The following is a 22,820-nucleotide window of genomic DNA, read 5'->3' as shown; positions in this document are numbered from 1 at the left end:
CTCTCCGGCATGAAAAACCGCATCCAATCACATGGCGACGCTAGCCGTTTATTCGTACTCTTGATAACCCATCGGCGCCAGGTTTTCAAACTTGGTAAACTGACCAATAAAGGCTAAACGGTTGCTACCGATAGGACCGTTACGCTGCTTACCAATAATAATCTCGGCGATACCTTTATCGGGCGAGTCTTCGTTATACACTTCATCTCGATAGATAAACATGATCACGTCGGCATCCTGCTCGATCGCACCGGATTCCCGTAAGTCAGAGTTCACAGGGCGCTTATTCGGCCGCTGCTCCAACGCACGGTTCAACTGAGACAGCGCCACCACCGGACACTCCAGCTCTTTCGCCAACGCTTTAAGCGAGCGAGAGATCTCAGAGATCTCCGCCGTACGACCTTCACTATTACCGCCTTTAAGCTGCATCAACTGAAGATAATCGACCATAATCATAGCAATATCACCGTGTTCACGAACAATACGTCGTGCACGATTACGCATCTCGGTTGGGCTAATACCCGCCGTGTCATCGATAAACAGCGGCTTATCCCGCAACATATTCACCGCAGTCGTCAAACGCGGCCAATCATCCTCTTCCAACTTACCGGAACGCACCTTAGTCTGATTAATCCGTCCTAAGGATGACAACATCCGCGTCACGAGCTGATCCGCAGGCATCTCCAAACTAAACACCAGCACCGGCTTATCCTGTGCCATCAAGGCGTTTTCGACGAGGTTCATCGCAAAGGTGGTTTTACCCATCGATGGACGCGCGGCAACAATAATCAGATCCGATGGCTGGAGCCCGCCGGTGGCTTTATCAAGCTCATCAAAACCGGTGGTCACACCGGTCATCGCACCTTCAGAGTTGAACAGCTCATCAATCTTATCCACAGCCTTTTTCAGCAATGGATTAACACCGATCGGCCCACCTTCATTGGGTCGGTCTTCGGCGATCTGAAAGATCTTCTGCTCGGCTTCGCTGAGAATATCGGTACCCGCACGCCCCTCGGGCATAAAGGCATTCTCAGCGATCTCATGGGCCACCGTAATCATCTTACGCAGTAGCGCACGGTCACGGACAATCTCGGCATAGGCGCGAATATTTGAGGCACTCGGTGTGTTTCGCGCCAGCTCGATCAGATAATCTAGCCCACCGGCGGCATCGAGATTACCGGTGCGATCCAACTCCTCTGAGATAGTCACCACATCGATCGGCTGCATATTACTGACTAGCTTCTCAATCGTACGGAAAATCAGCCGGTGATCATGACGATAAAATTGATCTTCCAGCACGATTTCTGAAACCGCATCCCAGGCATTATTGTCCAGCATCAGGCCGCCGAGCACTGATTGCTCTGCTTCCTGTGAGTGGGGAGGGATTTTTACACCTTCCATATCGGCAGCATTGGGATCCGGATAATCCATAAACTCTTTTACCTCAGCAAACAAAACACCAGTATCACCATCGCACTGGCCTAAAACGAAAAAAGCACTGCGCAGTATAATACTACGCAGTGCTTTTTAACTCATCTCTGACTTACGCCAGATTAAAGCAATACTTATTCGCCAACAACAATGATGCCGACAATTGCAGTAATTTCAGGGTGAAGCTGAATAGAAACTTCGAATTCACCAGTAGTGCGCAATGCACCTTCTGGCAGACGAACTTCACTTTTCGCAACTTCAATACCTGAAGCACTTATCGCATCAGCGATATCAGAAGTACCGATAGAACCGAACAATTTGCCTTCTTCGCCAGCTTTCGCAACGATAGACAGTTCGATTTCGTTCAGTTGATCAGCACGAGTCTGAGCACTGTTCAGTTTTTCATTTGCAGCAGATTCCAATTCAGCACGACGTGCTTCAAAGGTTTCTAGGTTAGCTGCAGTAGCAGGAACCGCTTTCCCAAAAGGAAGAAGATAGTTACGACCGTAACCACGCTTCACGGTAACCTTGTCACCTAGGCTACCCAGTTTGCCAATTTTCTCGAGCAGGATAACTTCCATCTCGCAAACCTCTATTTTTTACGCTTGCCCAGCGATGCTAAACATCTATGGGCTGAAACTTGTTTAATCACCTATGCACATCGACTTAATCAGTCTCAATGTGCAGTAAGTTAACCGTTATTACTGGTGGCTGTCAGTGTATGGCAGCAGTGCTATGTAACGTGCACGTTTGATAGCAGTTGCCAGCTGACGCTGGTAACGAGCTTTAGTACCAGTGATACGGCTAGGAACGATTTTACCGGTTTCAGTAATGTAACCTTTCAGGGTATCTAGATCTTTATAATCGATCTCGGTAACACCTTCAGCGGTAAAACGGCAGAATTTTCTACGACGGAAAAAACGAGCCATGGTATATCTCCTCTAAATAAAAATTAAACCGATTACTCGGCAGCAGCTTCAGCAGCCGGTGCTTCTGCAGCAGGTGTTTCTGTAGCAGCAGGTGCTTCAGTTGCAGGTGCAGCAGGCTTATCGGAACGCTCTTCACGACGTGGACGACGCTCTTCACGACCTTCAGCAGCTTTAATTGGAGATACATCAGTAACAGCATCTTTACGACGTACAACAAGATTACGGATAACCGCATCGTTGTAACGGAAGATGTTAGTTAACTCGTCCAGTGTTTCCTGAGCACATTCAACGTTCATCAGAACGTAGTGAGCTTTATGGATTTTGTTAATTGGGTAAGCCAGGTGACGACGGCCCCAATCTTCCAGACGGTGGATTTGACCTTCAGATTCTTCAATTAGCTTGGTGTAACGTTCAACCATAGCTGGAACCTGTTCACTCTGATTCGGGTGAACCAGAAAAACGATTTCGTAATGACGCATTAATTGCTCCTTACGGGTTATACAGCCTTCAGCCGCATCGAAAAACGGTAGAAAGCAAGGAGTTAAAGTGAGTTCCCTCAATGGCATAGCCAACGGGAGGCGAAATTATACGCGAATATCGAGAAAACACAAACATAACTACGCTATTCTGCAGGTGATAGCGTTTGATTCATTTTAGCGCAATACAGCTTACGGCTATGCTTGTCTGGGTCTTTACGTATCGCCGCCCAACAACTATTGGTATCTGCATAGCGGGTAAAGCGTTGGCCATTACGTAGATCAACTAAATAGACCTTGTCGTAAAAATCATGGGCGTTCCAACGACTCACCTGTAACGACGTTTCAATGCAGGTGTAATGGGTAACAATATTGATGCCTTTACGCTGCGCGCGAATATAATGTCGATAGTAATTTTTGCCCCGCTCAGTGCCTCGGACTTGATAACGCACAAAATCACGGCATTGCTCTAACCCGGTCACCCGCTTATCCGTTAATATCACGGCTTGACTCACCGGTGTCCCTTTATACGTAAACCGCCCTAACAGGTGGATCTCCGTTTCGGCGGCAAAGGTACACTGAGACATCAGTAATCCCAGCAGTACGCCCTTAAATAGCATGTTTATCCTTTTGATCAACAGGAATACCTATCGAATATTGATAAGCGCTCAACGAATACGCCGATAACCTAATGATTAAGTTATGTAATTCTAAGCCCCAGCCTATCGCAACACTGAAGTGATGCAAACCTTGAATCTCCCTTTAGCGACTAAAACGGGCACGAAATTCACGCGGTGTAAGGCCCATGATCTGAATAAAGACTTTCCTAAAAGCACTGACATCGTCATAGCCTACCCGCCGAGAGATTGTTTCAACACTGTCTAGAGACGCTTCAAGCGCTTCACAAGCTTTACTGATACGCAGCTGCTGTAGGTATTCTTTGGGCTTATAGCCCGTTGCCCGAACAAACCGACGCAGAAAAGTCCGTTCGGTCAGATGACTATCGAGCGCCAGCTTCCTTACCGTGAGCGGAAGTTGATAAGTATTTTGTAAACTATGCTGAACCTTAAGTATCACCCGATCGCCATGACTGAAGGGCGGTATAAAGCAGCGATAATAACGCTGTTCGCGGGGAGCGGTATCAACCACCAACTGCTTACCTAACCGCCGCATCAGTGCCGGACTCGCAAACTGCGCCACCAGCTCCAAGCCCAGATCCAACCAAGCCATCAAGCCACCGGCGGTAATCAGATCGCCATCGTTAATCAGAATTTTATTACCGTCGACCAACACCTCTGGAAACTGCTGTGCTAAACGTTCGGTTAGCAACCAATGGGTCGTCGCCGGACGCTGATTTAACAGACCGGATTGCGCCAAAATAAACGCCCCAGCACATACCGAACAAAGCAGAACGCCCGCACCGTGCATCTCACGTAACCAGACGGCCAGTTGCGGCTGCTCTGTTGGGTAAAACTGATCGGTAATACAGGGCGGTAGAATCACCACCTGCGGACGATCCAACTCCGCGTTTGATGCCCCCTCACCCTGTTCTAGCTCGGTGTAATCCAATAAGCGAACAGTAAACTGTAGTTCCCCCTGCTCTACCGGATTCAAACGGCTAGCCAGCTCGAACAGCTCACGTAGTCCCTCCACGGCAGATCTCATCACTCCCGGATACAACAGAATCACAATCTTAATGGTTTTCATCGATACAACGCCATATGTCAGTTATTGCCTTAAATATGTCAAATACGACTGCAGTATACGAAGCGAACCCGCTAGATAATAGCCCTATCAACTGAATGACTCACCAAGGAGATACCCATGAACAAATCACACAAAGAGACAGCGTTACTGTTAATTGATTACCAAAACGATTATTTCCCCGGCGGTAAATGGGAACTCGACAATATTGATAAAGCGGCCGCTAACGGCGCCAAACTACTGGCGGCGTTTCGTCAGCAGGATTTGCCCGTGATTCACGTTTATCATGAGTTTGAGAGTGCCGATGCACCGTTCTTTTTGGCCGCTAGCGAAGGCGCCAAAATACACTCTATATTCACCCCCAAAGATGGTGAACGGGTGATACTGAAACATGCCGCCAACTCGTTTAAAAATACCTCATTACAAGCTGACCTCGATTCACTGGGCATTAAAAACCTGATCGTCGTAGGTGCAATGAGTAATATCTGCATCGATGCGGGGGTAAGAGCGGCAGCGGATATAGGCTATAACGTCAGCGTGGCACAAGATGCTTGTACCACTCGGGATCAAGTTTTCAGCGGGATCACCGTATCCGCACAACAGACCCATGCAGCATTTATGGCATCACTCGCCTTTGCCTATGCACGTATTGAGAACACGAAAACTCTATTAGCGGAAATCAGTTAATTGTTTGATTTGAATCGTCAAAAATGGCTTAGATAATATAAAAAGGCAAGGCATTCGGGGTATGATTTATCTCCTCGAATAGCTAGCCTAAGGCATCACATGTTAAAAAACGCGCTCACACTACTCGCTGTGATCGGTCTGCTCCTTCTAATCGCGACGTCAATCTCGACACCTAACACCATAGAGACCTCAGCAACGGTAGACATTCAACCAAGGGACGAGCCGAAGAAAATCGGCCTAAACGCCTATAGTCTGCCGCCAGCTGAGATAACCGAAAATCCTCATACCCTACTGCCTAATGGTAAAACGGCCTTGACTCAGGCAGCTTTTGACGGCGACGCCGAGCGTCTCAATCAGCTTTATCAGCTGAGTAAAGGACATAACCTCAGTCTACCCGACGCTAACGGCGATAATACCTTAGTCGCCGCTGTGGAGGGTGGTCACCATTCATTAGCCAGTGAGTTGATGAAAAAAGGCGTTATCGTTGATCGCGAGGCTTTCGTGCGCTTATCCAACACCCTTGATCTAACCGATAAAGATGAAGTCCAATGGTGGCTATGGAATCACTTACCACTTGCCGACCCTCAGAAGCTCCACGTCCTTTATGATCCGTCAGACAGCTCTCTAATGAATGAGATTCTGGCAGCAGGCTACCAACCGTCCCCTGAAGAAGCCGCCGCCATGTTTAATGAATACCTTGATGGGGATGCCTACTTTCAGCTTTACCTTTTATACCCCGATATGTTTTCCCCGGAAAGCATTGATAATCTGTTTAATCCGGTAGATTACGATAGCGCCTCACCCAAGCAACGCATCATGATGCAAACGCTGTTCACTGCTGTTCCCTATACCGAGGAAAACAGCTGGGACTTTTTAGATTTAATAGAGAGGCTGCCCCTCGATCTGGCTATCACCCACCCCGACCACGATCAATTCCAGCATCACCTACGAAAATATTGCGATATGTCAGATCCGAGTGGCGTCGTCCTATTTGATCTCGGTCTCGAATGTGCATTCGACCACCCATTTACTAACGCGGTTGACGAACATAACTATGCGCTGGTTCAACACTATATCGACTCGGGCATTGATCCTAAAAAAGTCCGAGCTTACGGAAAATCACCGATGGATCTCGCGTTGAGTTACAGCTCAATGGAATCATTAGAGATGGCCAAACTATTAATCGATAACGGTGCCGCGACGCAAACAGACATCAATATTTTTTATAGCATGATACATGCCTTTGGGAATGAATTTGATCACTACCATACCTTAGCCACTATCCCGTTGAAGTTAGCCGTTTCACCACAGGATGATCTTTATGTATTGCGCTATTCCAATGAAAAGCAGCGCTATCAATTATCTAAACAAGACGCCACTGGCTCCATGCTCTGGGATATAACACTCGGGGAACAACGTTTTTTTAATATACTCGACAAACCTGCAGGCCTATATTTTAACGATGGCAAGCTACTATTAGCGCAAAATCGATTTATTGATGGCCGCCAAAAAACACGTCTAACTCTTTTCAACGAAAATGGTGAGCGACTAGAACAGGTTGATATCTTAGGCACCTTTGAGTCACTCATCATACAATCGCAAAGCTACGCACTCACCACCCAACGCGCAACCGCACTTTACGACACTCGGCTACAACCGATAGGCGATATCACCAGTCAACCAGAAGCCTTTATTCCTGCGGTTCCTATGGAGACCGTCGGCCATCGAAGCTTTCATCGCTACTTTGCTTACGATTTTCAAAAACAAGATTACTACCCCGATCGCACACTGGTGCTTTTCCGTCCAGAAACACAGTATTCATCATCCAAGCCCAAACGTATGGTTTCCCGCTATCTCGCGTCCATATTGAATCGCACCGGTGAGATTGCCAAGACATCGCTCATTGGTGGCGGCAATCTAACACCGCTCGATTACGCCTTAAGCGATAACCATGCTTACATTATCTTAGCGAATGCTGATGATGTGAGGATTGAAAAACGTTCTGCCGATTTTGAAATAGAATCTCGACATTACCTAACGTTAGATGACTCACCTTTTTCTACCACCCTCAATAGCATGTCATGTGATACCACCGGCTGCACCCTTCTAGGGAATAGCAACAATAAGCTAGCCTTACTACGAACGATACCGGGGTCTCGACAACAGACACTCACCATCACCAATATCCGCTATGATAGCTTCGACAACGATTTAGATGATGAACCCGGCTGGCTGGTAAACCGAGATAACGAACAAGATTTTATCTCAGGCTTTCAGCAACTACGTTTTGAACATGCTCAACCCGTCGCCAAAGGTCACGCAATCCTGTTAGATCGCACCCTTGATTTAGTCTCTGGCGCTAACGGCAATATCTATGCTATCGGCAACCATAACAATGATGCCGCCTATGAAGTACTGAATGACAAGGGCGATCTGTTAGGCCATTACGAAATGAACTTCGGCTACGCCCGATCACGTATCAATAAGCTGCAGCCATTAGCTGATGGTAGGTTACTGGTTATTGGGCACCTGTATCAGCACTTTAATTTTTTCCGCACATACGCTGCGCTATTAACACCCCAAGGCGAACCTATCTGGAGCCGGGTTTATCACCATATGGACAGCATGAATGGTCTATTAATCGATGAAGCTAATAATCTGTTCTATAGCATTGACGGCGCACACTCCATCGCGAAACTATCACTCGAGGACGGCTCTATCATGCAGCAACTAACAACCCCTGAAGGGCTAACACAGCTATATCGAACCTCTCAGGGACGCATCGTCGGTTTTGGTGAGAAGGAATTAAGCTACGGCAGTGGCAGAAACGATAAAGCCATCCAACATTTCCTTTACTGTCTTGCCCCGGATGAAACGACTTTCAACGCTGAAATAATAGGCGAGCCTGGCGATAACCTGCTATCGGCTGAACCTTGGGAAGATGGCCTTGTCGTTGCTTACATTAAGGATAACGAAGGTTCGGTGAACTCTAACGCGATGCTCGCCCGAATCAATGCCGAAACCTGTCAGATCTCATTCGATTGGAAGCTCTAATGCGCACTCTTATTCTTCTCCTTATCTTGCTTACGCCATCGCTTTGGGCAAGTAGCGATGACATTCCCGAAAACCTGTATCACCAGATCCAGGTCAAACCCTTGGACGGGTTACCCCATTACCCCTCTCTGACATTGGACAACCTACCCGTACTCAATACCCGCGAATATACCGATGGTTGGCAACATCCCTTGGATAATATCAACCAAATTAGCGCGCTAATTGCCGATGACTCCGGTTATTATATTGCGGGCACCACGCTGCATTCGGAAGATATCAACGTCCAGTTTAATCGACACGAAATAGATGATCTGCTCGGCAGCCCCTCTTATATTGCTTCGACGGATAAGGAGCTTTTTTCTACTAGCACCAATAAAAAAATCGCCGTCAGTCTGTTTCATCTCAACCGGCAAGGCGAACTGCTTTGGGTCAACCGGCTTGAAAATGATATTGTCTCCTCAGGGCCAATGGTTCGTCTGCCCGATGGACGAACCCTACTGGCGATGACACCGCTCATGCTCGATGAAGAAAATGGTTTTTCCTCTTTCCTCTTTTTCATTTCAGCCGATGGCCAGACATTACAACGCCGCGAACTCCCCAATACACTGATCAACTCACTATTGCTCACCTCGCAAGGCAATATCCTCGCTGGCGTTGTTCGACGTGAAGCCTCAGAAGACTCATCAAGCACGACCCTGCGACAATATGCCTATATTCTCAACGCCGATGGCAGCCTACAAAATGAGCTGCTCTTAGCCAATCACCCTGGTGGCAATCTCGTTTACAAAGTACTCAGTCTTAGCAAAGAATATGAGGATTCTTTTGTGCTTAGCGGAGGCGACTCTGTTTTCATTATCGACAAAGGAGAAAAGCCCTTAGAACGTTTTTTTCTCCATCCCACTCTGGATCAATATGCCGATTATTACATCAACACCTTTTACAGAGATAACGATAAAAACCTGTTAATACAGGGCTTCTATGGCCGAGAAAAGAGTCTACTCGCCGAGATAAAAGTAAATTATCTGCAAAGTGTTACCCGGCCAACAAACCCGGTAGATGAACTTACACCTTCTTATCAACGTATGCTTGATAACCCATTATTACGGGGTATCTACAATGATATGCTGAGCGATATGCGCCATCAAATACGCGAGCGAAGCACGCCGTTCAATGCGGTACTCACTCATGATAGAGAGTTAATTAACTTAGTTGACCTTGTGGAAGAGAGTACTCAGCACCTCTATACAGGCAGTGTGAGCGAAAATGGGTTGCGATTGATCGAACGCATCTACAACGGAGAACAGCAGTACTATCTGCTCGATAAAGACTCCCTCCTTCTCATACGGGGGCAGATGCCAACACCTTTCTGCCAACACCTTTGCCTGTTGCACGACAACACACTGATGTCTTTGCAATGGGATGATGAGCGCGGTTACATCTTACACCAAGGTGAGTTCACCCCTACAGCCGTTGATACCGCTGAGACAAGTAACCATTAACGACAGGAGCAGCACGACCGTAGGAGAGGGATGCCGGCAAGAAGAATTACCTTGAAAAAACGGAACCCTACAACCTCTATGCTGACCACTATATCGAACAACAAAAAGCCGCTGATGAAAGCGGCTTTATCTTAGATTGAGTGAGCCAAGACCGTTACTCGACTTCAATAATCTCAAAGCTGTGCGTAATTTCAACGCCGCCTTTTTCCAGCATCAACGACGCCGAACAGTATTGCTCTGCCGACAGTTTCACCGCACGTTCGACTTTTTTCTCATTCAAGCCGCGTCCTGAGACAATAAACTTCACGTGAATTTTAGTGAAAACAGCCGGTACTGTATCGGCACGCTCGGCCTCAAGCTCAGCAACACAATCGACAACATCTTGACGGGTTTTCTTAAGAATACCGACCACATCGTAAGAAGTGCAGCCGCCGAGTCCGAGCAGTAACAACTCCATCGGCCGTGGGCCCTGTTTCTGCTCGGCATCAATGGTGACATCAAAGCCCGAACCGGTCGTCCCTTTGAAACGAACATCGCCGTCCCATTTTACTTTTGCTTGCATAATCGCGGCACCTTCTTCAAATCATTATTATTTAGCGAACAGTTCGGCTAGTTTCGCGCCCGGATCGTCCGCCCGCATAAAGGTCTCGCCCACCAAAAAACTATCTACATTGTGCTCTCGCATGGCGATCACGTCCGCGCGGGTTTGAATCCCACTCTCAGTCACCACAATACGATCATCAGGAATCATATCCAACAGATCAAAGGTATGATCGAGGGAAACCTCAAAACTGTGTAAGTCCCTGTTATTGATGCCGACAAGGCGATTACCTAACGGCAGTGAGCGTTTCAACTCCTGCTGATTATGCACCTCAATCAAGACATCCATCCCCAACTCAGTGGCTAAGGCATTTAGCTCAGCCATCTGCGCATCCTGTAATGCTGCCACAATCAGCAAAATACAATCGGCGCCCATCGCGCGGGCTTCATACACCTGATAAGGATCAACAATAAAGTCTTTACGGATAACCGGTAACGAACAAGCCGCTCGGGCTTCCATCAAGTAAGCTTCACTGCCCTGAAAAAAATCAGCATCGGTCAGCACGGATAAGCAGCTCGCACCACCGGCCTGATATGAACGGGCGATCTCTGCCGGTACAAACGGATCTCGGATAACCCCCTTAGATGGACTGGCTTTCTTCACTTCCGCAATAATCGCAGAACGCCCCTCAGCTAATGTACGGCCGATACTCGCAGCAAAACCGCGCGGATCAAAGGCAGATCCCTGTTGGCGCGCAATGGTTGCCTGCAGATCAGCAATACTCACCTTTGGCTGACGCTCAGCAACTTCTTCGTGCTTACGGGCGATAATCTTCTTTAAAATAGTTGGGGTATCAGTCATCTTTACTCAGCTCTTCAGCGACTGACTCATGTCAGCCAACGCTTGCATTTTTATCAGTGCGGCACCGGACTTAATCGCGTCCAAGGCAAGGGCAACCCCCTCTTTATGGCTCGCCGCTTGGCCGCTCAGGTAGATCGCTGCACCGGCATTCAGGGCGATCATGGCCGCCGCTTTTTTAGCCGTGTTATCCTCGGCACCGGAGAACGTTTTTCGAATCAACGCCAGTGACTCTGCCGGGCTATCGATCACTAAACCGATCAAGCTTTGGCTTTCAATCCCCAGATCTTCAGGGGTAATCCGATATTCAGTAATGTCACCGTCCTTCAACTCAGCCACATAGGTATGGGTGGCTAGGCTGATCTCATCCAGACCATCCTCAGCATGCACCACCATAATATGCTCGCCACCCAGTTGCTGCATGACTTCCGCCATCGGCCGACAGAGTTTCTTGCTGAAGACACCAATCACTAGGCGCTGCGCACCGGCGGGATTGGTCATAGGCCCCAAGATGTTAAACAACGTTCGAGTGCCCAGCGCACGACGGGCACCAATGGCATGTTTCATCGCACCATGAAAACCTGGAGCAAACATAAAGCCGACACCGACGTCATCGATACACTTAGCAACAGCATCGGCACTCAGGTCTAAATTAATACCCGCTTGCTCAAGCAGATCAGCACTGCCACTGCTTGAAGAAACACCTCGGTTACCGTGTTTAGCCACATGTACGCCACAAGCCGCAGCCACAAATGCACTGGCGGATGACACGTTAAACAGGTTTGCGCCATCGCCACCGGTGCCCACAATATCCACCAACGGAGCTGCCGTAGCCTTAACGGGCGTGGCCAGCTCTCGCATGACCTGAGCGGCACCGGTGATCTCATCAATCGATTCACCCTTCATGCGTAGTGCGATCAGAAAACCCGCAATCTGTGATTCCGAACATTCACCCGTCATCACCTGACGCATGACGTCAACCATTTCATCGCGGCTCAGATCGATATGATCGACCACCCGCGCCAGCGCTTGTTTGATATCCATTGTGTCGTAGTTATCCTCGATTCAAAAAGTTTTGTAGCAGGTCATGGCCTTGCTGAGTCAGGATCGACTCGGGGTGAAACTGCACCCCCTCTAAATCCAGCTCTTTATGCCGCACGCCCATAATCTCATCCATCGAACCATCATCATTCTGGGTCCAGGCGGTGACCTCAAGGCAGTCTGGCAGGGTGTCTTTATCAATGACCAGGGAGTGATAGCGGGTAACAGAAACTGGATTTTCCAGCCCTTTAAAAACGCCGGTATTATGATGATAAACCGGTGACACTTTACCGTGCATCACTTGGCGTGCACGTACCACATCACCGCCAAACGCCTGTCCCATACTCTGATGACCTAAACAGATGCCAAAAATAGGCAGTTTACCGGCAAAATGCTTGATCGCCTCGACCGAGATACCCGCTTCATTCGGCGTACAGGGACCGGGAGAGATGACCAACTGATCGGGCTTCAGCGCTTCGATCTGTTCAATCGTAATTTCATCATTACGGTACACCTGAACATCAGCGCCCAGCTCACCCAGATATTGCACGACGTTATAGGTAAACGAGTCGTAGTTATCGATCATCAGTAGCATACAAGTTTTACCTCTTTGACAATGCTGGATAGGCTATGAAGTCATCATGGCCATATCCACATTCATACTCTCAATTGGAAACTGTAAACAGGCCGGAGCACAAGCCTAGAGACATGTTGAGCAGTCGTATATTGGTTTCATGTAGAGTCGGTTTAGCGATGTTAGCCATAAAAACAAAGTGGAATCTCTACAGTTTAAGGGTTCAAATTCTATCACAGCTTATAACTGCACTACCAAAATTCGATGCACGTTTCATATAGCTAAGATTTTATGGCGGGGCTGATCAATAAACCTAAACGTCTAACACTCTTCTCTATCAGCGCCAGACAAACAAAAGGATGAACGCTACAACTCTTTTCCTATATGACGGTAGTGCTTTAAACAGTACCGTCTAGGTTGTACTTTCATAACAAAAAGCGGACATGACGCTTAGCCTAGCCGTCAATCAACAGCAGTGTTTTTCCAGCGTCAAAGAGACTGAGTCGGCAAACCTTAGCGCGTGCGGTTTATCAATAGTGACACTGGCAAAGGTCACCCAGGGATGAGCACTGGAAAGCTCTAATACATCCCCCACCAGCTTCTCTAACAAGAGAAAATGGCCTTCCTCAACATGCTGAATAATATCCTTACAAACAACCTTATAGTTCAGCGCTTTTTCGACATCATCACTGATGGCCGCTTTCGCCGCTGGGTAATGAATTTCAATATTGATCACCACATCTTGCAGCTTTTCACGTTCTTCAGGGTTAAAGCCGATATAGGTACGCAGTCGCAGATTTTTGATGCGGATGATGGCGTTGCTGACTGATGGCATATGAATCCTTTTCAATTATTTTTATCACTGATCGGTTCCTAGTCTAACAGAACAGAATGAAGTCGCCAGATGACAATAGACCCAATAACACCGAGGCTAAATCATCAATTTTAAACGGCTTATTTATTACGTAATATCATCGAAAAAGGTTCACTGCCTCGGCAACGGATGAAGGTTGGCTGATAAATAGACTTGAATCACCGCTTTAGGCTAGGTTGTCTGGACGCTGACAGGTATGATGCCCATACTTATCTATACTTAAAACATCCACAGGCCGCTATTGCCGGACATTATTATGACTGACGAGATCAATTACCAAAACAACCCACTACACGGTCTCGGCTTAAAAGAGTTATTAACTCAGATAGTCGATCACTACGGCTTCGAGATTCTGTATGCCTACCTCAACATCAACTGCTTTAAAACCAACCCAAGCATTGAGTCCAGTGTAAAATTTCTCAAGAAAACCGATTGGGCACGGGAGAAGGTAGAAATTTTTTACCTGTATAAGTTTAAGAACCTGCCCCGAGTTTCATCTGAGCAGTTTGCCCTATCACCGAGAGACCGTATTATCCCCGAAGGCCAAACGCCGCGAGAACCTGCAGAACTCAGCCTCGAAGATGCCGAACGGATGCGTGAAAAACAGGCGCTAAAAGCGGCTGAGCATGGCAAAACCAAAAGCTACCGCAGCAGCCGCTCTAACGGCAAGCAGGGCTATTCGAGTAAAGAGGAAAATGCTCGGGACAAACAAGAACGCTGGAAGCCGGAACGAAAAACCACAACACCAACCCAAGCTTCATCCGATAACGATGATGACCCATGGGCCAAATGGCGTAAATAAAAAACGGCATCAATAAAGCTACAACTAAAAAACCGCCATAAGGCGGTTTTTTAAGACATATCACAAGTTCAGGGCAAGGCTCTATTCAAGCGCTAGGCACCGCCGCATGATAGCGCTATACATATCGAGCCCATGACCCAGCCGCTGACTGCACTTCCGTTGCCGGATCATTTTTTCATCCTACCATACCCGTCCGCTCTATCCACAGGCATACTGTCACCTCACTCGTGAATAGCTGGAAACCATGTTATATACCCTCCCGGAACTACTGGCCGTCTTGATCGTCACCTGCGGCATCGCCCTGCAAACTGTCGTGGGCATCGGCTATGGCTTGCTGGCGGCGCCGCTGCTTTATCTGATCAACCCCGCCTATGTGCCTGGTCCAGTCTTGTTAGTCGGCTTTGGTTTAGCCTTAATGATGGTCATACGGGAGCGTAATGCCCTGCGCTGGCGACGGGTCATGCCCGCTATTATCGCGAGAATCCCCGGTGCTTGGTGCGGTGCAGCGTTGTTAGTCGCGCTACCACAATATGCCCTCAGCCTCTTTTTCGGTTTTTCCGTACTCACCGCCGTGTTGCTTAGCCTATGGCGGTTCAATATTTCAGCCACCCCCGTCAATCTGATCATCGGCGGTTTCTTTTCCGGTGTGGGGGGCACAGCGACCTCGGTAGGGGGACCACCGATAGCGCTGGTCTACCAGCAGCAGGATAGGATTACCGCGCGCAGCGAGATCGCCGCCTTTTTGCTAATCGGCACGCCAGTTTCACTGTTAATGCTGATCTATAAAGGCAGCCTTGACTGGCACAGCGCCCAGCTTAGTTTGAAAATAGTTCCGGGACTGTTTCTCGGTTTCTTTTTGGCCCGCAAAATTGATGGCAAGTTATCCACAACCTCAGCAAAACCGCTGCTATTAATCGTTTCCGCTGCTTCTGCGCTGTTCATCAGCATCAAAGGTCTGCTCGGCTGGCTGGCGCTCTAATCCGCTTAAAGATTAGGGGCCATCGCATTCTTGAAATATAATCCCTATTTTTTTAAAGAGTAGGACTCTCCTCATGGCTCATATCGGTACACCATTCTCATCGTCTGCAACTAAAATTTTACTTTGTGGCTCTGGCGAACTGGGCAAAGAAGTGGTGATTGAACTGCAGCGCTATGGCTGCGAAGTGATTGCTTGCGACCGTTATGAGAACGCGCCAGCCATGCAGGTTGCCGATCGTTCTTACACCTTTTCAATGCTCGATGGTGCCGAGCTACGACGGGTGATTGAACTGGAGAAACCCGATTATATCGTGCCGGAAATCGAAGCGATCTCGACCGATACTCTGGTTGAGCTGGAGCAGGAGGGTTTCAATGTAGTGCCGACCGCCAATGCTGCGCGACTCACCATGAACCGCGAAGGGATTCGTCGTCTAGCCGCCGAAGAGCTTGGCATTCCAACCTCAAACTACCAGTTTGTCGATAACCGCACCGATTTTGAAAACGCCGTAACTGAGATCGGTATGCCCTGTGTCGTTAAACCGATTATGAGTTCTTCTGGTAAAGGCCAGAGCACCATCAAAACAGCGGCCGATATCGACAGCAGCTGGACCTATGCTCAAGAAGGTGGCCGAGCGGGCGCAGGACGGGTGATCGTCGAGGGCTTTGTCGATTTTGATTATGAGATCACCCTGCTCACCATCCGTCATATTCAGGGCACCAGTTTTTGTGCGCCAATAGGACACCGACAGGAAGACGGTGATTATCGCGAATCTTGGCAGCCCCAAGCGATGAGCGACAAAGCTCTCGAACGAGCCAAAGAGATCGCCGAAAAAGTCACCGGCGCACTGGGAGGCCGAGGGATCTTCGGTGTTGAACTGTTTATCAAAGGTGATGAGGTGTATTTCAGCGAAGTCTCACCTCGCCCACACGATACCGGTATGGTGACTATGATCTCTCAGGATCTATCGCAGTTCGCCCTGCACGCTCGGGCGATCTTAGGCTTGCCGATCCCGAACATCGTGCAGCATGGTCCATCGGCGTCGGCAGTGGTTTTAGTCGAAGCAAAATCAAACCAGCTAAGCTTCGCTAACCTCGAAGTCGCACTCGCTGCCCCCGATACTCAACTACGTTTGTTTGGCAAACCTAACATCAACGGCAAACGCCGTATGGGTGTCGCCCTAGCACGGGGAACCGATATCAATCATGCGGTAGAGAAGGCGTTAACGACTGCCGCGGCAGTGACCGTTAACGTCGAATAAAATCGCCTCAAAACAACAAGGCAGCGACACCTGGTGTCGCTGCCAACACATCACTTAAACAGCATGTTTACCGTTATAACCACTTCTAGGCGGTGATTGCCAGTCCGCTAAGGCATCATTAGTCGGCTTATAAATTTCAACCAGCAGTGGATAACATGCGGTGCTGTCATCGGAATGGCTGCTGCCACAATCGCCACCAGGACAGGCAGATAACGCTCCTAATAGATCGATCTCAGCGAAAAATTCAATAAAGTCGCCTGGGCGCACTGGGCTCGCTTTCATAAAATATTGATGTGTGTCCTGCGTGAATCCAGTACACATAAAAACATTCAGCACATCATGTACATGCGGTTCAGCGATCTCAGGACTCACCCCTTCAGCGTGCGCCAACGCGCGGGTCAGATTCGAATGACAGCAATGGTTATAATCGACACCTTTAAGCATATGATTCGTATAAGGATCACAGCGTGTACCAATCACATCGTGCACGCCCGCCCCATCTTCATCCCAGCCATACCAATCCAGAGTATCATGGGTAATGGTTGCCATTGGACGCAGTGCCGGAAGGCTACTCCATAAGCGATCGCCAGTATTTACATGACTGGCATGTAACTGGCGTGTTTTTCCACTGTAAAATCGTTCAGATAAGTCATTCGCATTCCACAAATTCAGATCACCGACCTGAGGACCTTCGATGCTGACAATACGAAAGAAATGCCCCGCCGGCACCGTAAAAGAAGCGCCGTCTCGAGGAGGCACGACAACCTCGGACACTTTTTCCATACCTTGCCTTGCTTGCTGATAGAGGTTTTCATCATAGACAGGCAAACACTCAACGTCATAACAGATAACCGGTTTAGCTGAATGTTGATGACGGGGCTCAACAGCAGGTTTTTCTTTATTAACTTTCGATGTATTCATGTTTGATTCCTTTTTGCGTTAATGGATTCAATCACATTGATATAAATTTTAAAAATGATATAAATAAAAGCCATTGTTTAATTTTCGCCATATATTAAGAGATGACTGCCCATGAACCTTGAGCTGTTGCGCACTTTCATTACGGTTGCCGAAGGCGAAAGTTTTACCGCAGCAACTAAGAGCAGACATTTAACCCAATCGACCGTAAGCCATCAGATCAAACGTCTTGAAGAATCCCTAGGACAGCAACTATTACAACGGACAACGCGAAGTTGTCGGCTGACCGATGATGGCGATGTGCTGTATCAATATGCGAAGAAAATTATTCAGTTGTGCGACGAGGTAGAAGCGCGATTCAAAGAAAAGCCATTACAGGGGCATATTAACTTTGCCGCTCCGGAAGATTACCTGTCACTGCCCTTCTCCCGTGTACTGGCGCGCTTTGCTCGCACTCAAAAAGATGTAGAGATCGAAATCACCGTTGGTTTAAGTAGTAACATTCGACCAGAGATTGATGCCGGCGCGATTGATCTTGCCATCCTCTCGCAGATCCCCCCAACAGGCGAGGGCACCCCACTCTATCGAGACCCATTAGTCTGGCTGGCCAGTAAAGACTTTCAAGTACCGACAAATGGCCCGATACCACTGGCACTGGTTCCTTCTCCCTGCCTCTACCGAAAAACAGCGCTAACAGCCTTAGAAAAAGCGGGCAGGGCTTGGCAAATCGCACTGAGTTGCCACAGTCACGAAGCCATAAAAGCCGCCGTAGAATCTGGGCTCGCAGTCACCGTTCTGACTCAAAAAGACTTACGACCCGGTATGAGGATACTGGATGAAAAGGAAGGGTTCCCGCGTTTGGGTGAATCTGAGATTTCATTACACCAAGCCCCTAACCTAGCAAATGAGGCTGCCCAACAACTCATTCAACAGATCCTCGAACAGAGAGATACCCCGCTGTTTTAAACCCTTTTATACCGTCTACTCACTGCGAAGAACGCTTTTGCCCCGTCTCAAGGGATGACTCACGCCCTCCTTAACAGCGACTTTTAACCTCTCGCTAATGGATGTGTCCGACAATTGGCGCATAATACAGTGCGATAATTAAAAAGAGATAAGATACATAGCGATGACAAAAATTGAAGAGGTTGGCTTTGAGCATACTAAAAGCGAATATTTTCCCGGCTGCAAAATAGGCCTTATCGCCCTACGGACAGATCATTTAGTTGAGGATGCCATGCGCTCATTGCTCTGCGACGCTGATGTTTCAATCATCACCAATCGAATCGCCTTCAATGACCCCGTGAATACAAAAAACCTTCAAGCAATGGCGCAGGATTTAAACCGTGCTACCGCGGACTTACTACCGGGAAAGCAGGTCGACGTGATTGCTTTTTGTTGCTCTTCCGGCACCGTCGCGATTGGCGAGCAGCCGTTGAAAGAACAAATACAAAAAATTAAGCCGCAATCTCAAGTAACCAACCCGGTCACGGCAGCGACCGCTGTTTTCTCGGCGTTAGGTGTCAAAAAACTCACCATCATCACCCCTTATATCACTGAAGTTAACACAGAGGTGGCAAAGTTCTTTTCCGACAAGGGGCTAAACATCCTCAATATCATCGGTTTTAATGTGATGGCCGACGCCGATATCACCCGAATAGACCCCGAAGCAATCAAGCAAGCCGCGTTAACACAGATTCATCCAGACGCTGAAGCCTTATTCATATCCTGTACCGCACTGCGCTCCATCGAGGTCATTGAAACCTTAGAAGAGCTGTTGGGTATTCCCGTAATCACCAGTAACCAAGCGATGGCTTGGCATGCACTACAACTACTGGGCAAATCCCATTCGGTCAGCAACGGCGGACGTATATTCGCCTTAGAGGGCGCCAATACTCAATAAAAGTCACCATGCTACAGGCTCTAGCTGGCAAGCCTCAGCCACAAAAAAGGCCGACGCGTTAAGCATCAGCCTTTTGAAAGATTAACCAAGAGGCTAGCTCTTTTTCTGCTCTTCCGATGTATCGTCATTCCCCAACACTTCGGCCAATGTCTGACGGGATAACTGCCCTGTCATTTGGCCCTCTTCATCGATAACCGGTAGAGAGTATTCCGCATTCAAGGTCTCGGGAATAACGGTTTCTAGCACCGCATCCTGCGAAATAGCATCCAAGTCTTCGTATTGAAGAGAATCAAGATCCGCTTTTTTATCGTCATCAAAAGCAGCTTGCAAGGTCTCTTCCGTCAGAACACCCTGATAACCCTCATCATTGATGTGATAACCATAATCACCTTTAAAGCCTTTCATCTGTTTCAAGGCTTCTTCAATGGTATCAGCGGTGATACGTGAGGCTGGTGCCTTCATCACGGTTTCGACGGTCAGCGCACGAGCACGGTTTACATCGCGGACAAAGGCTTCAACATAATCATTAGCGGGATTGAGCAGAATATCTTCAGGCTCACCCTGCTGTACCATTTCACCATCTTTCAAGATAGCGATACGGTCACCGATACGCAGTGCTTCATCAAGATCGTGGGTGATAAAGATAATGGTTTTATGCAGTTTTTCCTGCAGTTCAATCAGCTGGTCCTGCATTTCGGAACGAATTAGAGGGTCAAGTGCCGAGAAAGCTTCATCCATCAACAGAATTTCAGCATCGGTACACAACGCCCGCGCCAACCCGACTCGCTGCTGCTGTCCACCCGATAGCTGCGCCGGATACTGCTCTTCATAGCCAGCCAAGCCAACGGTGGCTAACCACTCAGTCGCCTTCGCTTTACTCTCAGCCTTGCTGACCCCCTGAATAGAGAGACCATAAGCAACATTATCAACCACCGATTTATGCGGTAGTAAGCCAAAGCGCTGAAATACCATCGACATTTTGTGGCGGCGGAACTGTTCTAACTCTTTAGGCCCGAGTTTCATGACGTCGGTGCCTTCGACTTCAATGACACCTTCAGTCGGATCGATCAGCCGGTTAAAGTGACGAATCAACGTGGATTTACCGGAGCCTGACAGCCCCATAATCACGAAAATCTCGCCTTTATTAATCGTCAGATTAATATCTTTCAGACCAAGCGTATGACCGGTTTCCGCAAGAATTTCATCCTTACTTTTTCCTTCATGCACTAAGGGCATAAACTTCTTCGGATTATTTCCAAAAAGTTTATATAGCCCCTCGATTTTAATCAGTGTCGTAGGGGCTGCTTTTTTATCTGCTTCAGCCATTATCCATGCCCTCTAAGTATCGCTGACTCCGCTTGGCATATGCCTGAGAGACCCGGTCAAAAATAATCGCCAGTGCCACAATCGCCAAACCGTTTAATAACCCCAAGGTGAAGTACTGATTGGTAATCGACTTCAATACCGGTTGTCCTAGCCCTTTCACACCGATCATCGAAGCAATAACCACCATCGACAGCGCCATCATAATGGTCTGGTTAATACCCGCCATAATGGTTGGCATAGCCAAAGGCAGTTGCACGCCCATTAAACGCTGTAGCGAACTGGCACCATAAGCTGTCGCCGCTTCCAGCACATCTTTATCCACCAGTCGGATACCCAAATTAGTTAAGCGAATAACCGGCGGTATCGCATAGATGATCACCGCAATCACTCCTGGTATCTTGCCAATCCCCAACAACATCACCACCGGAATCAGATACACAAAGGCAGGCATCGTTTGCATGATATCCAACAGCGGCGTCACCACCGACTGCACCCGATCAGAACGCGCCATTGCTATTCCTATCGGCACCCCTAAGGCAACGGCGAGAAAGGTACACACCAGAATAATACTCATGGTGCGCATGGTATTATCCCACATGCCGAAATAACCGATCATAAAGAACGATATCACCACACCTAAGCTAAGCTTCCATGAACGACTGGATAGATACGCAAGACCCGCAATAATAGCAATCACCAACCACCACGGCGTTGCTAATAGCAGTTTTTCAAACCAAACTAAAAATGTTAACAAAGGGTCGAAAAACCCTTCAATCATCTCGCCGTATTCACGGGAAAAGTCACGATACTCGGTATCCAAAAATTTACGGATATCCCGGAGATTCCCTCGGCTCAGTTGGGGTATCTCACTCAACCAGCTTGCATCAGCCATATATAACCTCTTTCAGAAACAACACTGCCCGATTACTGTAGGCAATCAGGCAGTGATTTTTTAGCACTCAACCGCAACGATTATTGCAGAGCTTGCTTCACTTTTGCAGCAACGTCTGCCGAAACCCACGGCATCCAAAGCTCTTCATGCTCAGTAAGGAAATACTCAGCAGCTACCTCACCATCAGCCTGATTATCTTCCATCCAAGCCAACAGCGTGTTGAGCTGATTATTCGTCAGCGAACGCTTAGACGCATACTCATAAGCCGCCGGAACACGGGTCGCAAACTCTTCAGTCGTTACCGTTTGAACCAGTGAAGGCGGATACATGGTTACTTTAGGATTTTCGCATTCGTTAGATGACGTACAGTTAATATACTCATCTTTATCAACACCCGAACCGAAATCAACTTTCACCATTTTGTATTTACCCAGCACCGCTGTAGGTGCCCAGTAGTAACCAAACCATGGTTCTTCACGAGCAAACGCCTTGGCGATAGAACCTGACAGGCCAGCACCTGAACCTGGATCAATCAGATCAAAACCAGCATCTTCCAGATTTAATGCTTTAAACAGGTTACCTGCGCTTATTTGACAGTTCCAACCCGCTGGGCATCCATAAAATGCATATTTACTATGATCTTCTGGATGCTTAAACAGTGCTGCGTGCTTCTTCACACCTTCAATGGTCGCTAATTCAGGGTATTCTTTAACCAGATATTCCGGTATCCAGAAGCCTTCTTCACCACCATCAGATAATGAATTACCGGCAAAGCGTAAACGTTTTTCAGCCACACCTTTATCCAGCGCCTCACGCATGGCGTTGCTCCACATCTCTGGAGCAATATCAGGTTCGCCTTTTTCGATCATCGAGGTGCCCGTTGGCATGGTATCCCCTGGCACGAGTTCAGCTTCACAGCCATAACCGTGTTCGAGGATAAATCTATCCACATTGGCAATCAGTGTTGCCGAACTCCAGTTCATATCCGCAATGGTGACTTTTCCGCACTCGTCTGCCGCCTGTACTTGCGTAACGGCCAACAGCATTGCCGATGCAGCAATCAATTTTCTCATG

23 protein-coding genes are annotated in these 22,820 nt (G+C 48.1%); 8 read left to right on the top strand and 15 right to left on the bottom strand.

The features are described 5' to 3' along the window. Positions 1-48 precede the first annotated feature (48 nt). The 6 genes from dnaB to KO512_RS06275 all read right to left on the bottom strand — a co-directional run bounded on the left by dnaB (position 49) and on the right by KO512_RS06275 (position 4,543). Positions 49-1,431 (bottom strand): replicative DNA helicase, encoded by a 1,383-nt coding sequence (gene dnaB, locus KO512_RS06300; protein ID WP_215951481.1) that lies wholly within the window; start codon positions 1,429-1,431, stop codon positions 49-51. 134 nt (positions 1,432-1,565) lie between these two features. Further along, entirely contained in the window at positions 1,566-2,012 is a 447-nt protein-coding gene (gene rplI / locus KO512_RS06295) for a 50S ribosomal protein L9 (protein WP_215951480.1), read from the bottom strand. A 120-nt stretch (positions 2,013-2,132) separates the two neighbouring features. Next, positions 2,133-2,360, bottom strand: coding sequence for a 30S ribosomal protein S18 (gene rpsR / locus KO512_RS06290; RefSeq protein WP_215951479.1), 228 nt, complete (start codon positions 2,358-2,360; stop codon positions 2,133-2,135). Positions 2,361-2,392: 32 nt separating this feature from the next. Further along, positions 2,393-2,839 (bottom strand): 30S ribosomal protein S6, encoded by a 447-nt coding sequence (rpsF, locus tag KO512_RS06285; protein WP_215951478.1) that lies wholly within the window; start codon positions 2,837-2,839, stop codon positions 2,393-2,395. Positions 2,840-2,982: 143 nt separating this feature from the next. Beyond that, positions 2,983-3,456: a hypothetical protein gene (locus tag KO512_RS06280; protein WP_215951477.1), complete on the bottom strand. Its 474-nt coding sequence runs from the start codon at positions 3,454-3,456 to the stop codon at positions 2,983-2,985. A gap of 142 nt (positions 3,457-3,598) precedes the next feature. After that, positions 3,599-4,543: a GlxA family transcriptional regulator gene (locus tag KO512_RS06275; RefSeq protein WP_215951476.1), complete on the bottom strand. Its 945-nt coding sequence runs from the start codon at positions 4,541-4,543 to the stop codon at positions 3,599-3,601. A gap of 117 nt (positions 4,544-4,660) precedes the next feature. On the opposite strand from KO512_RS06275, the gene KO512_RS06270 reads away from it, so the two are divergent. From KO512_RS06270 to KO512_RS06260, 3 genes are all read left to right on the top strand, one after another. Beyond that, positions 4,661-5,227, top strand: a complete 567-nt coding sequence (locus tag KO512_RS06270) for a cysteine hydrolase family protein (RefSeq protein WP_215951475.1) — start codon at positions 4,661-4,663, stop codon at positions 5,225-5,227. Positions 5,228-5,326: 99 nt separating this feature from the next. Continuing rightward, complete coding sequence (locus KO512_RS06265) at positions 5,327-8,281, top strand: hypothetical protein (RefSeq protein ID WP_215951474.1); 2,955 nt, start codon at positions 5,327-5,329, stop codon at positions 8,279-8,281. Further along, entirely contained in the window at positions 8,281-9,780 is a 1,500-nt protein-coding gene (locus KO512_RS06260) for a hypothetical protein (protein WP_215951473.1), read from the top strand. Before KO512_RS06265 ends, KO512_RS06260 begins: the two co-directional genes overlap by 1 nt. Before the next feature lie 154 nt (positions 9,781-9,934). Here the strand turns inward: KO512_RS06260 and KO512_RS06255 are convergent, their stop codons facing one another. The 5 genes from KO512_RS06255 to folX form a co-directional block, all read right to left on the bottom strand. Then, positions 9,935-10,342 carry an OsmC family protein gene (locus KO512_RS06255; RefSeq protein WP_126157349.1) on the bottom strand — a complete coding sequence of 136 codons (408 nt, stop codon included), beginning with the start codon at positions 10,340-10,342 and terminating at the stop codon, positions 9,935-9,937. A 27-nt stretch (positions 10,343-10,369) separates the two neighbouring features. Next, entirely contained in the window at positions 10,370-11,182 is an 813-nt protein-coding gene (gene trpC / locus KO512_RS06250; protein WP_215951472.1) for an indole-3-glycerol phosphate synthase TrpC, read from the bottom strand. A 6-nt stretch (positions 11,183-11,188) separates the two neighbouring features. Next, positions 11,189-12,223, bottom strand: coding sequence for an anthranilate phosphoribosyltransferase (trpD, locus tag KO512_RS06245; protein WP_215951471.1), 1,035 nt, complete (start codon positions 12,221-12,223; stop codon positions 11,189-11,191). Between the two features lie 10 nt (positions 12,224-12,233). Next, positions 12,234-12,815, bottom strand: coding sequence for an aminodeoxychorismate/anthranilate synthase component II (locus tag KO512_RS06240; protein WP_215951470.1), 582 nt, complete (start codon positions 12,813-12,815; stop codon positions 12,234-12,236). 445 nt (positions 12,816-13,260) lie between these two features. Then, on the bottom strand, positions 13,261-13,629 hold the full coding sequence (gene folX, locus KO512_RS06235; protein ID WP_215951469.1) for a dihydroneopterin triphosphate 2'-epimerase: 369 nt from the start codon (positions 13,627-13,629) through the stop codon (positions 13,261-13,263). Between the two features lie 295 nt (positions 13,630-13,924). On the opposite strand from folX, the gene KO512_RS06230 reads away from it, so the two are divergent. The 3 genes from KO512_RS06230 (at position 13,925) to purT (ending at position 16,707) form a co-directional block, all read left to right on the top strand. Continuing rightward, positions 13,925-14,470 (top strand): VF530 family DNA-binding protein, encoded by a 546-nt coding sequence (locus KO512_RS06230; protein ID WP_215951468.1) that lies wholly within the window; start codon positions 13,925-13,927, stop codon positions 14,468-14,470. Between the two features lie 244 nt (positions 14,471-14,714). Next, positions 14,715-15,449, top strand: coding sequence for a sulfite exporter TauE/SafE family protein (locus KO512_RS06225; RefSeq protein WP_215951467.1), 735 nt, complete (start codon positions 14,715-14,717; stop codon positions 15,447-15,449). Positions 15,450-15,522: 73 nt separating this feature from the next. Continuing rightward, positions 15,523-16,707, top strand: a complete 1,185-nt coding sequence (purT, locus tag KO512_RS06220) for a formate-dependent phosphoribosylglycinamide formyltransferase (protein WP_215951466.1) — start codon at positions 15,523-15,525, stop codon at positions 16,705-16,707. A gap of 54 nt (positions 16,708-16,761) precedes the next feature. Here purT and KO512_RS06215 read toward each other — a convergent pair whose 3' ends face one another. Further along, positions 16,762-17,628, bottom strand: coding sequence for an urea carboxylase-associated family protein (locus KO512_RS06215; RefSeq protein WP_215951465.1), 867 nt, complete (start codon positions 17,626-17,628; stop codon positions 16,762-16,764). A gap of 111 nt (positions 17,629-17,739) precedes the next feature. Here KO512_RS06215 and KO512_RS06210 point away from each other — a divergent pair, with 111 nt between their 5' ends. Together KO512_RS06210 and KO512_RS06205 are read left to right on the top strand one after the other, a co-directional pair. Continuing rightward, positions 17,740-18,591, top strand: a complete 852-nt coding sequence (locus KO512_RS06210) for a LysR substrate-binding domain-containing protein (protein WP_215951464.1) — start codon at positions 17,740-17,742, stop codon at positions 18,589-18,591. A gap of 163 nt (positions 18,592-18,754) precedes the next feature. Further along, positions 18,755-19,528 carry a maleate cis-trans isomerase family protein gene (locus tag KO512_RS06205; RefSeq protein ID WP_215951463.1) on the top strand — a complete coding sequence of 258 codons (774 nt, stop codon included), beginning with the start codon at positions 18,755-18,757 and terminating at the stop codon, positions 19,526-19,528. Positions 19,529-19,621: 93 nt separating this feature from the next. On the opposite strand, the gene KO512_RS06200 is transcribed toward KO512_RS06205, so the two are convergent. The 3 genes from KO512_RS06200 to KO512_RS06190 all read right to left on the bottom strand — a co-directional run bounded on the left by KO512_RS06200 (position 19,622) and on the right by KO512_RS06190 (position 22,819). Further along, on the bottom strand, positions 19,622-20,854 hold the full coding sequence (locus KO512_RS06200; RefSeq protein WP_215951462.1) for a quaternary amine ABC transporter ATP-binding protein: 1,233 nt from the start codon (positions 20,852-20,854) through the stop codon (positions 19,622-19,624). After that, the gene (locus KO512_RS06195; protein ID WP_215951461.1) at positions 20,847-21,746 is read right to left on the bottom strand and encodes an ABC transporter permease; all 900 of its coding nucleotides are present in this window, start codon (positions 21,744-21,746) and stop codon (positions 20,847-20,849) included. The genes KO512_RS06200 and KO512_RS06195 overlap by 8 nt, the downstream gene beginning before the upstream one ends. A gap of 80 nt (positions 21,747-21,826) precedes the next feature. After that, a complete protein-coding gene (locus KO512_RS06190; protein ID WP_215951460.1) occupies positions 21,827-22,819 on the bottom strand; it encodes an ABC transporter substrate-binding protein in 993 nt (330 codons plus the stop codon). Position 22,820: the final 1 nt, after the last annotated feature.

The organism is Amphritea atlantica (assembly GCF_018860855.1).
Lineage (GTDB): Bacteria > Pseudomonadota > Gammaproteobacteria > Pseudomonadales > Balneatricaceae > Amphritea > Amphritea atlantica_A.
The sequence above is the reverse complement of the archived record's forward strand: the minus strand, read 5'-3'. Positions and strand labels throughout refer to the sequence as shown.

What these genes read in the sequence shown, in the direction of transcription:
- dnaB (WP_215951481.1), bottom strand. Translation starts at nt 1,431, where the DNA reads ATGGATTATCCGGATCCCAATGCTGCCGATATGGAAGGTGTAAAAATC.
- rplI (WP_215951480.1), bottom strand. Translation starts at nt 2,012, where the DNA reads ATGGAAGTTATCCTGCTCGAGAAAATTGGCAAACTGGGTAGCCTAGGT.
- rpsR (WP_215951479.1), bottom strand. Translation starts at nt 2,360, where the DNA reads ATGGCTCGTTTTTTCCGTCGTAGAAAATTCTGCCGTTTTACCGCTGAA.
- rpsF (WP_215951478.1), bottom strand. Translation starts at nt 2,839, where the DNA reads ATGCGTCATTACGAAATCGTTTTTCTGGTTCACCCGAATCAGAGTGAA.
- KO512_RS06280 (WP_215951477.1), bottom strand. Translation starts at nt 3,456, where the DNA reads ATGCTATTTAAGGGCGTACTGCTGGGATTACTGATGTCTCAGTGTACC.
- KO512_RS06275 (WP_215951476.1), bottom strand. Translation starts at nt 4,543, where the DNA reads ATGAAAACCATTAAGATTGTGATTCTGTTGTATCCGGGAGTGATGAGA.
- KO512_RS06270 (WP_215951475.1), top strand. Translation starts at nt 4,661, where the DNA reads ATGAACAAATCACACAAAGAGACAGCGTTACTGTTAATTGATTACCAA.
- KO512_RS06265 (WP_215951474.1), top strand. Translation starts at nt 5,327, where the DNA reads ATGTTAAAAAACGCGCTCACACTACTCGCTGTGATCGGTCTGCTCCTT.
- KO512_RS06260 (WP_215951473.1), top strand. Translation starts at nt 8,281, where the DNA reads ATGCGCACTCTTATTCTTCTCCTTATCTTGCTTACGCCATCGCTTTGG.
- KO512_RS06255 (WP_126157349.1), bottom strand. Translation starts at nt 10,342, where the DNA reads ATGCAAGCAAAAGTAAAATGGGACGGCGATGTTCGTTTCAAAGGGACG.
- trpC (WP_215951472.1), bottom strand. Translation starts at nt 11,182, where the DNA reads ATGACTGATACCCCAACTATTTTAAAGAAGATTATCGCCCGTAAGCAC.
- trpD (WP_215951471.1), bottom strand. Translation starts at nt 12,223, where the DNA reads ATGGATATCAAACAAGCGCTGGCGCGGGTGGTCGATCATATCGATCTG.
- KO512_RS06240 (WP_215951470.1), bottom strand. Translation starts at nt 12,815, where the DNA reads ATGCTACTGATGATCGATAACTACGACTCGTTTACCTATAACGTCGTG.
- folX (WP_215951469.1), bottom strand. Translation starts at nt 13,629, where the DNA reads ATGCCATCAGTCAGCAACGCCATCATCCGCATCAAAAATCTGCGACTG.
- KO512_RS06230 (WP_215951468.1), top strand. Translation starts at nt 13,925, where the DNA reads ATGACTGACGAGATCAATTACCAAAACAACCCACTACACGGTCTCGGC.
- KO512_RS06225 (WP_215951467.1), top strand. Translation starts at nt 14,715, where the DNA reads ATGTTATATACCCTCCCGGAACTACTGGCCGTCTTGATCGTCACCTGC.
- purT (WP_215951466.1), top strand. Translation starts at nt 15,523, where the DNA reads ATGGCTCATATCGGTACACCATTCTCATCGTCTGCAACTAAAATTTTA.
- KO512_RS06215 (WP_215951465.1), bottom strand. Translation starts at nt 17,628, where the DNA reads ATGAATACATCGAAAGTTAATAAAGAAAAACCTGCTGTTGAGCCCCGT.
- KO512_RS06210 (WP_215951464.1), top strand. Translation starts at nt 17,740, where the DNA reads ATGAACCTTGAGCTGTTGCGCACTTTCATTACGGTTGCCGAAGGCGAA.
- KO512_RS06205 (WP_215951463.1), top strand. Translation starts at nt 18,755, where the DNA reads ATGACAAAAATTGAAGAGGTTGGCTTTGAGCATACTAAAAGCGAATAT.
- KO512_RS06200 (WP_215951462.1), bottom strand. Translation starts at nt 20,854, where the DNA reads ATGGCTGAAGCAGATAAAAAAGCAGCCCCTACGACACTGATTAAAATC.
- KO512_RS06195 (WP_215951461.1), bottom strand. Translation starts at nt 21,746, where the DNA reads ATGGCTGATGCAAGCTGGTTGAGTGAGATACCCCAACTGAGCCGAGGG.
- KO512_RS06190 (WP_215951460.1), bottom strand. Translation starts at nt 22,819, where the DNA reads ATGAGAAAATTGATTGCTGCATCGGCAATGCTGTTGGCCGTTACGCAA.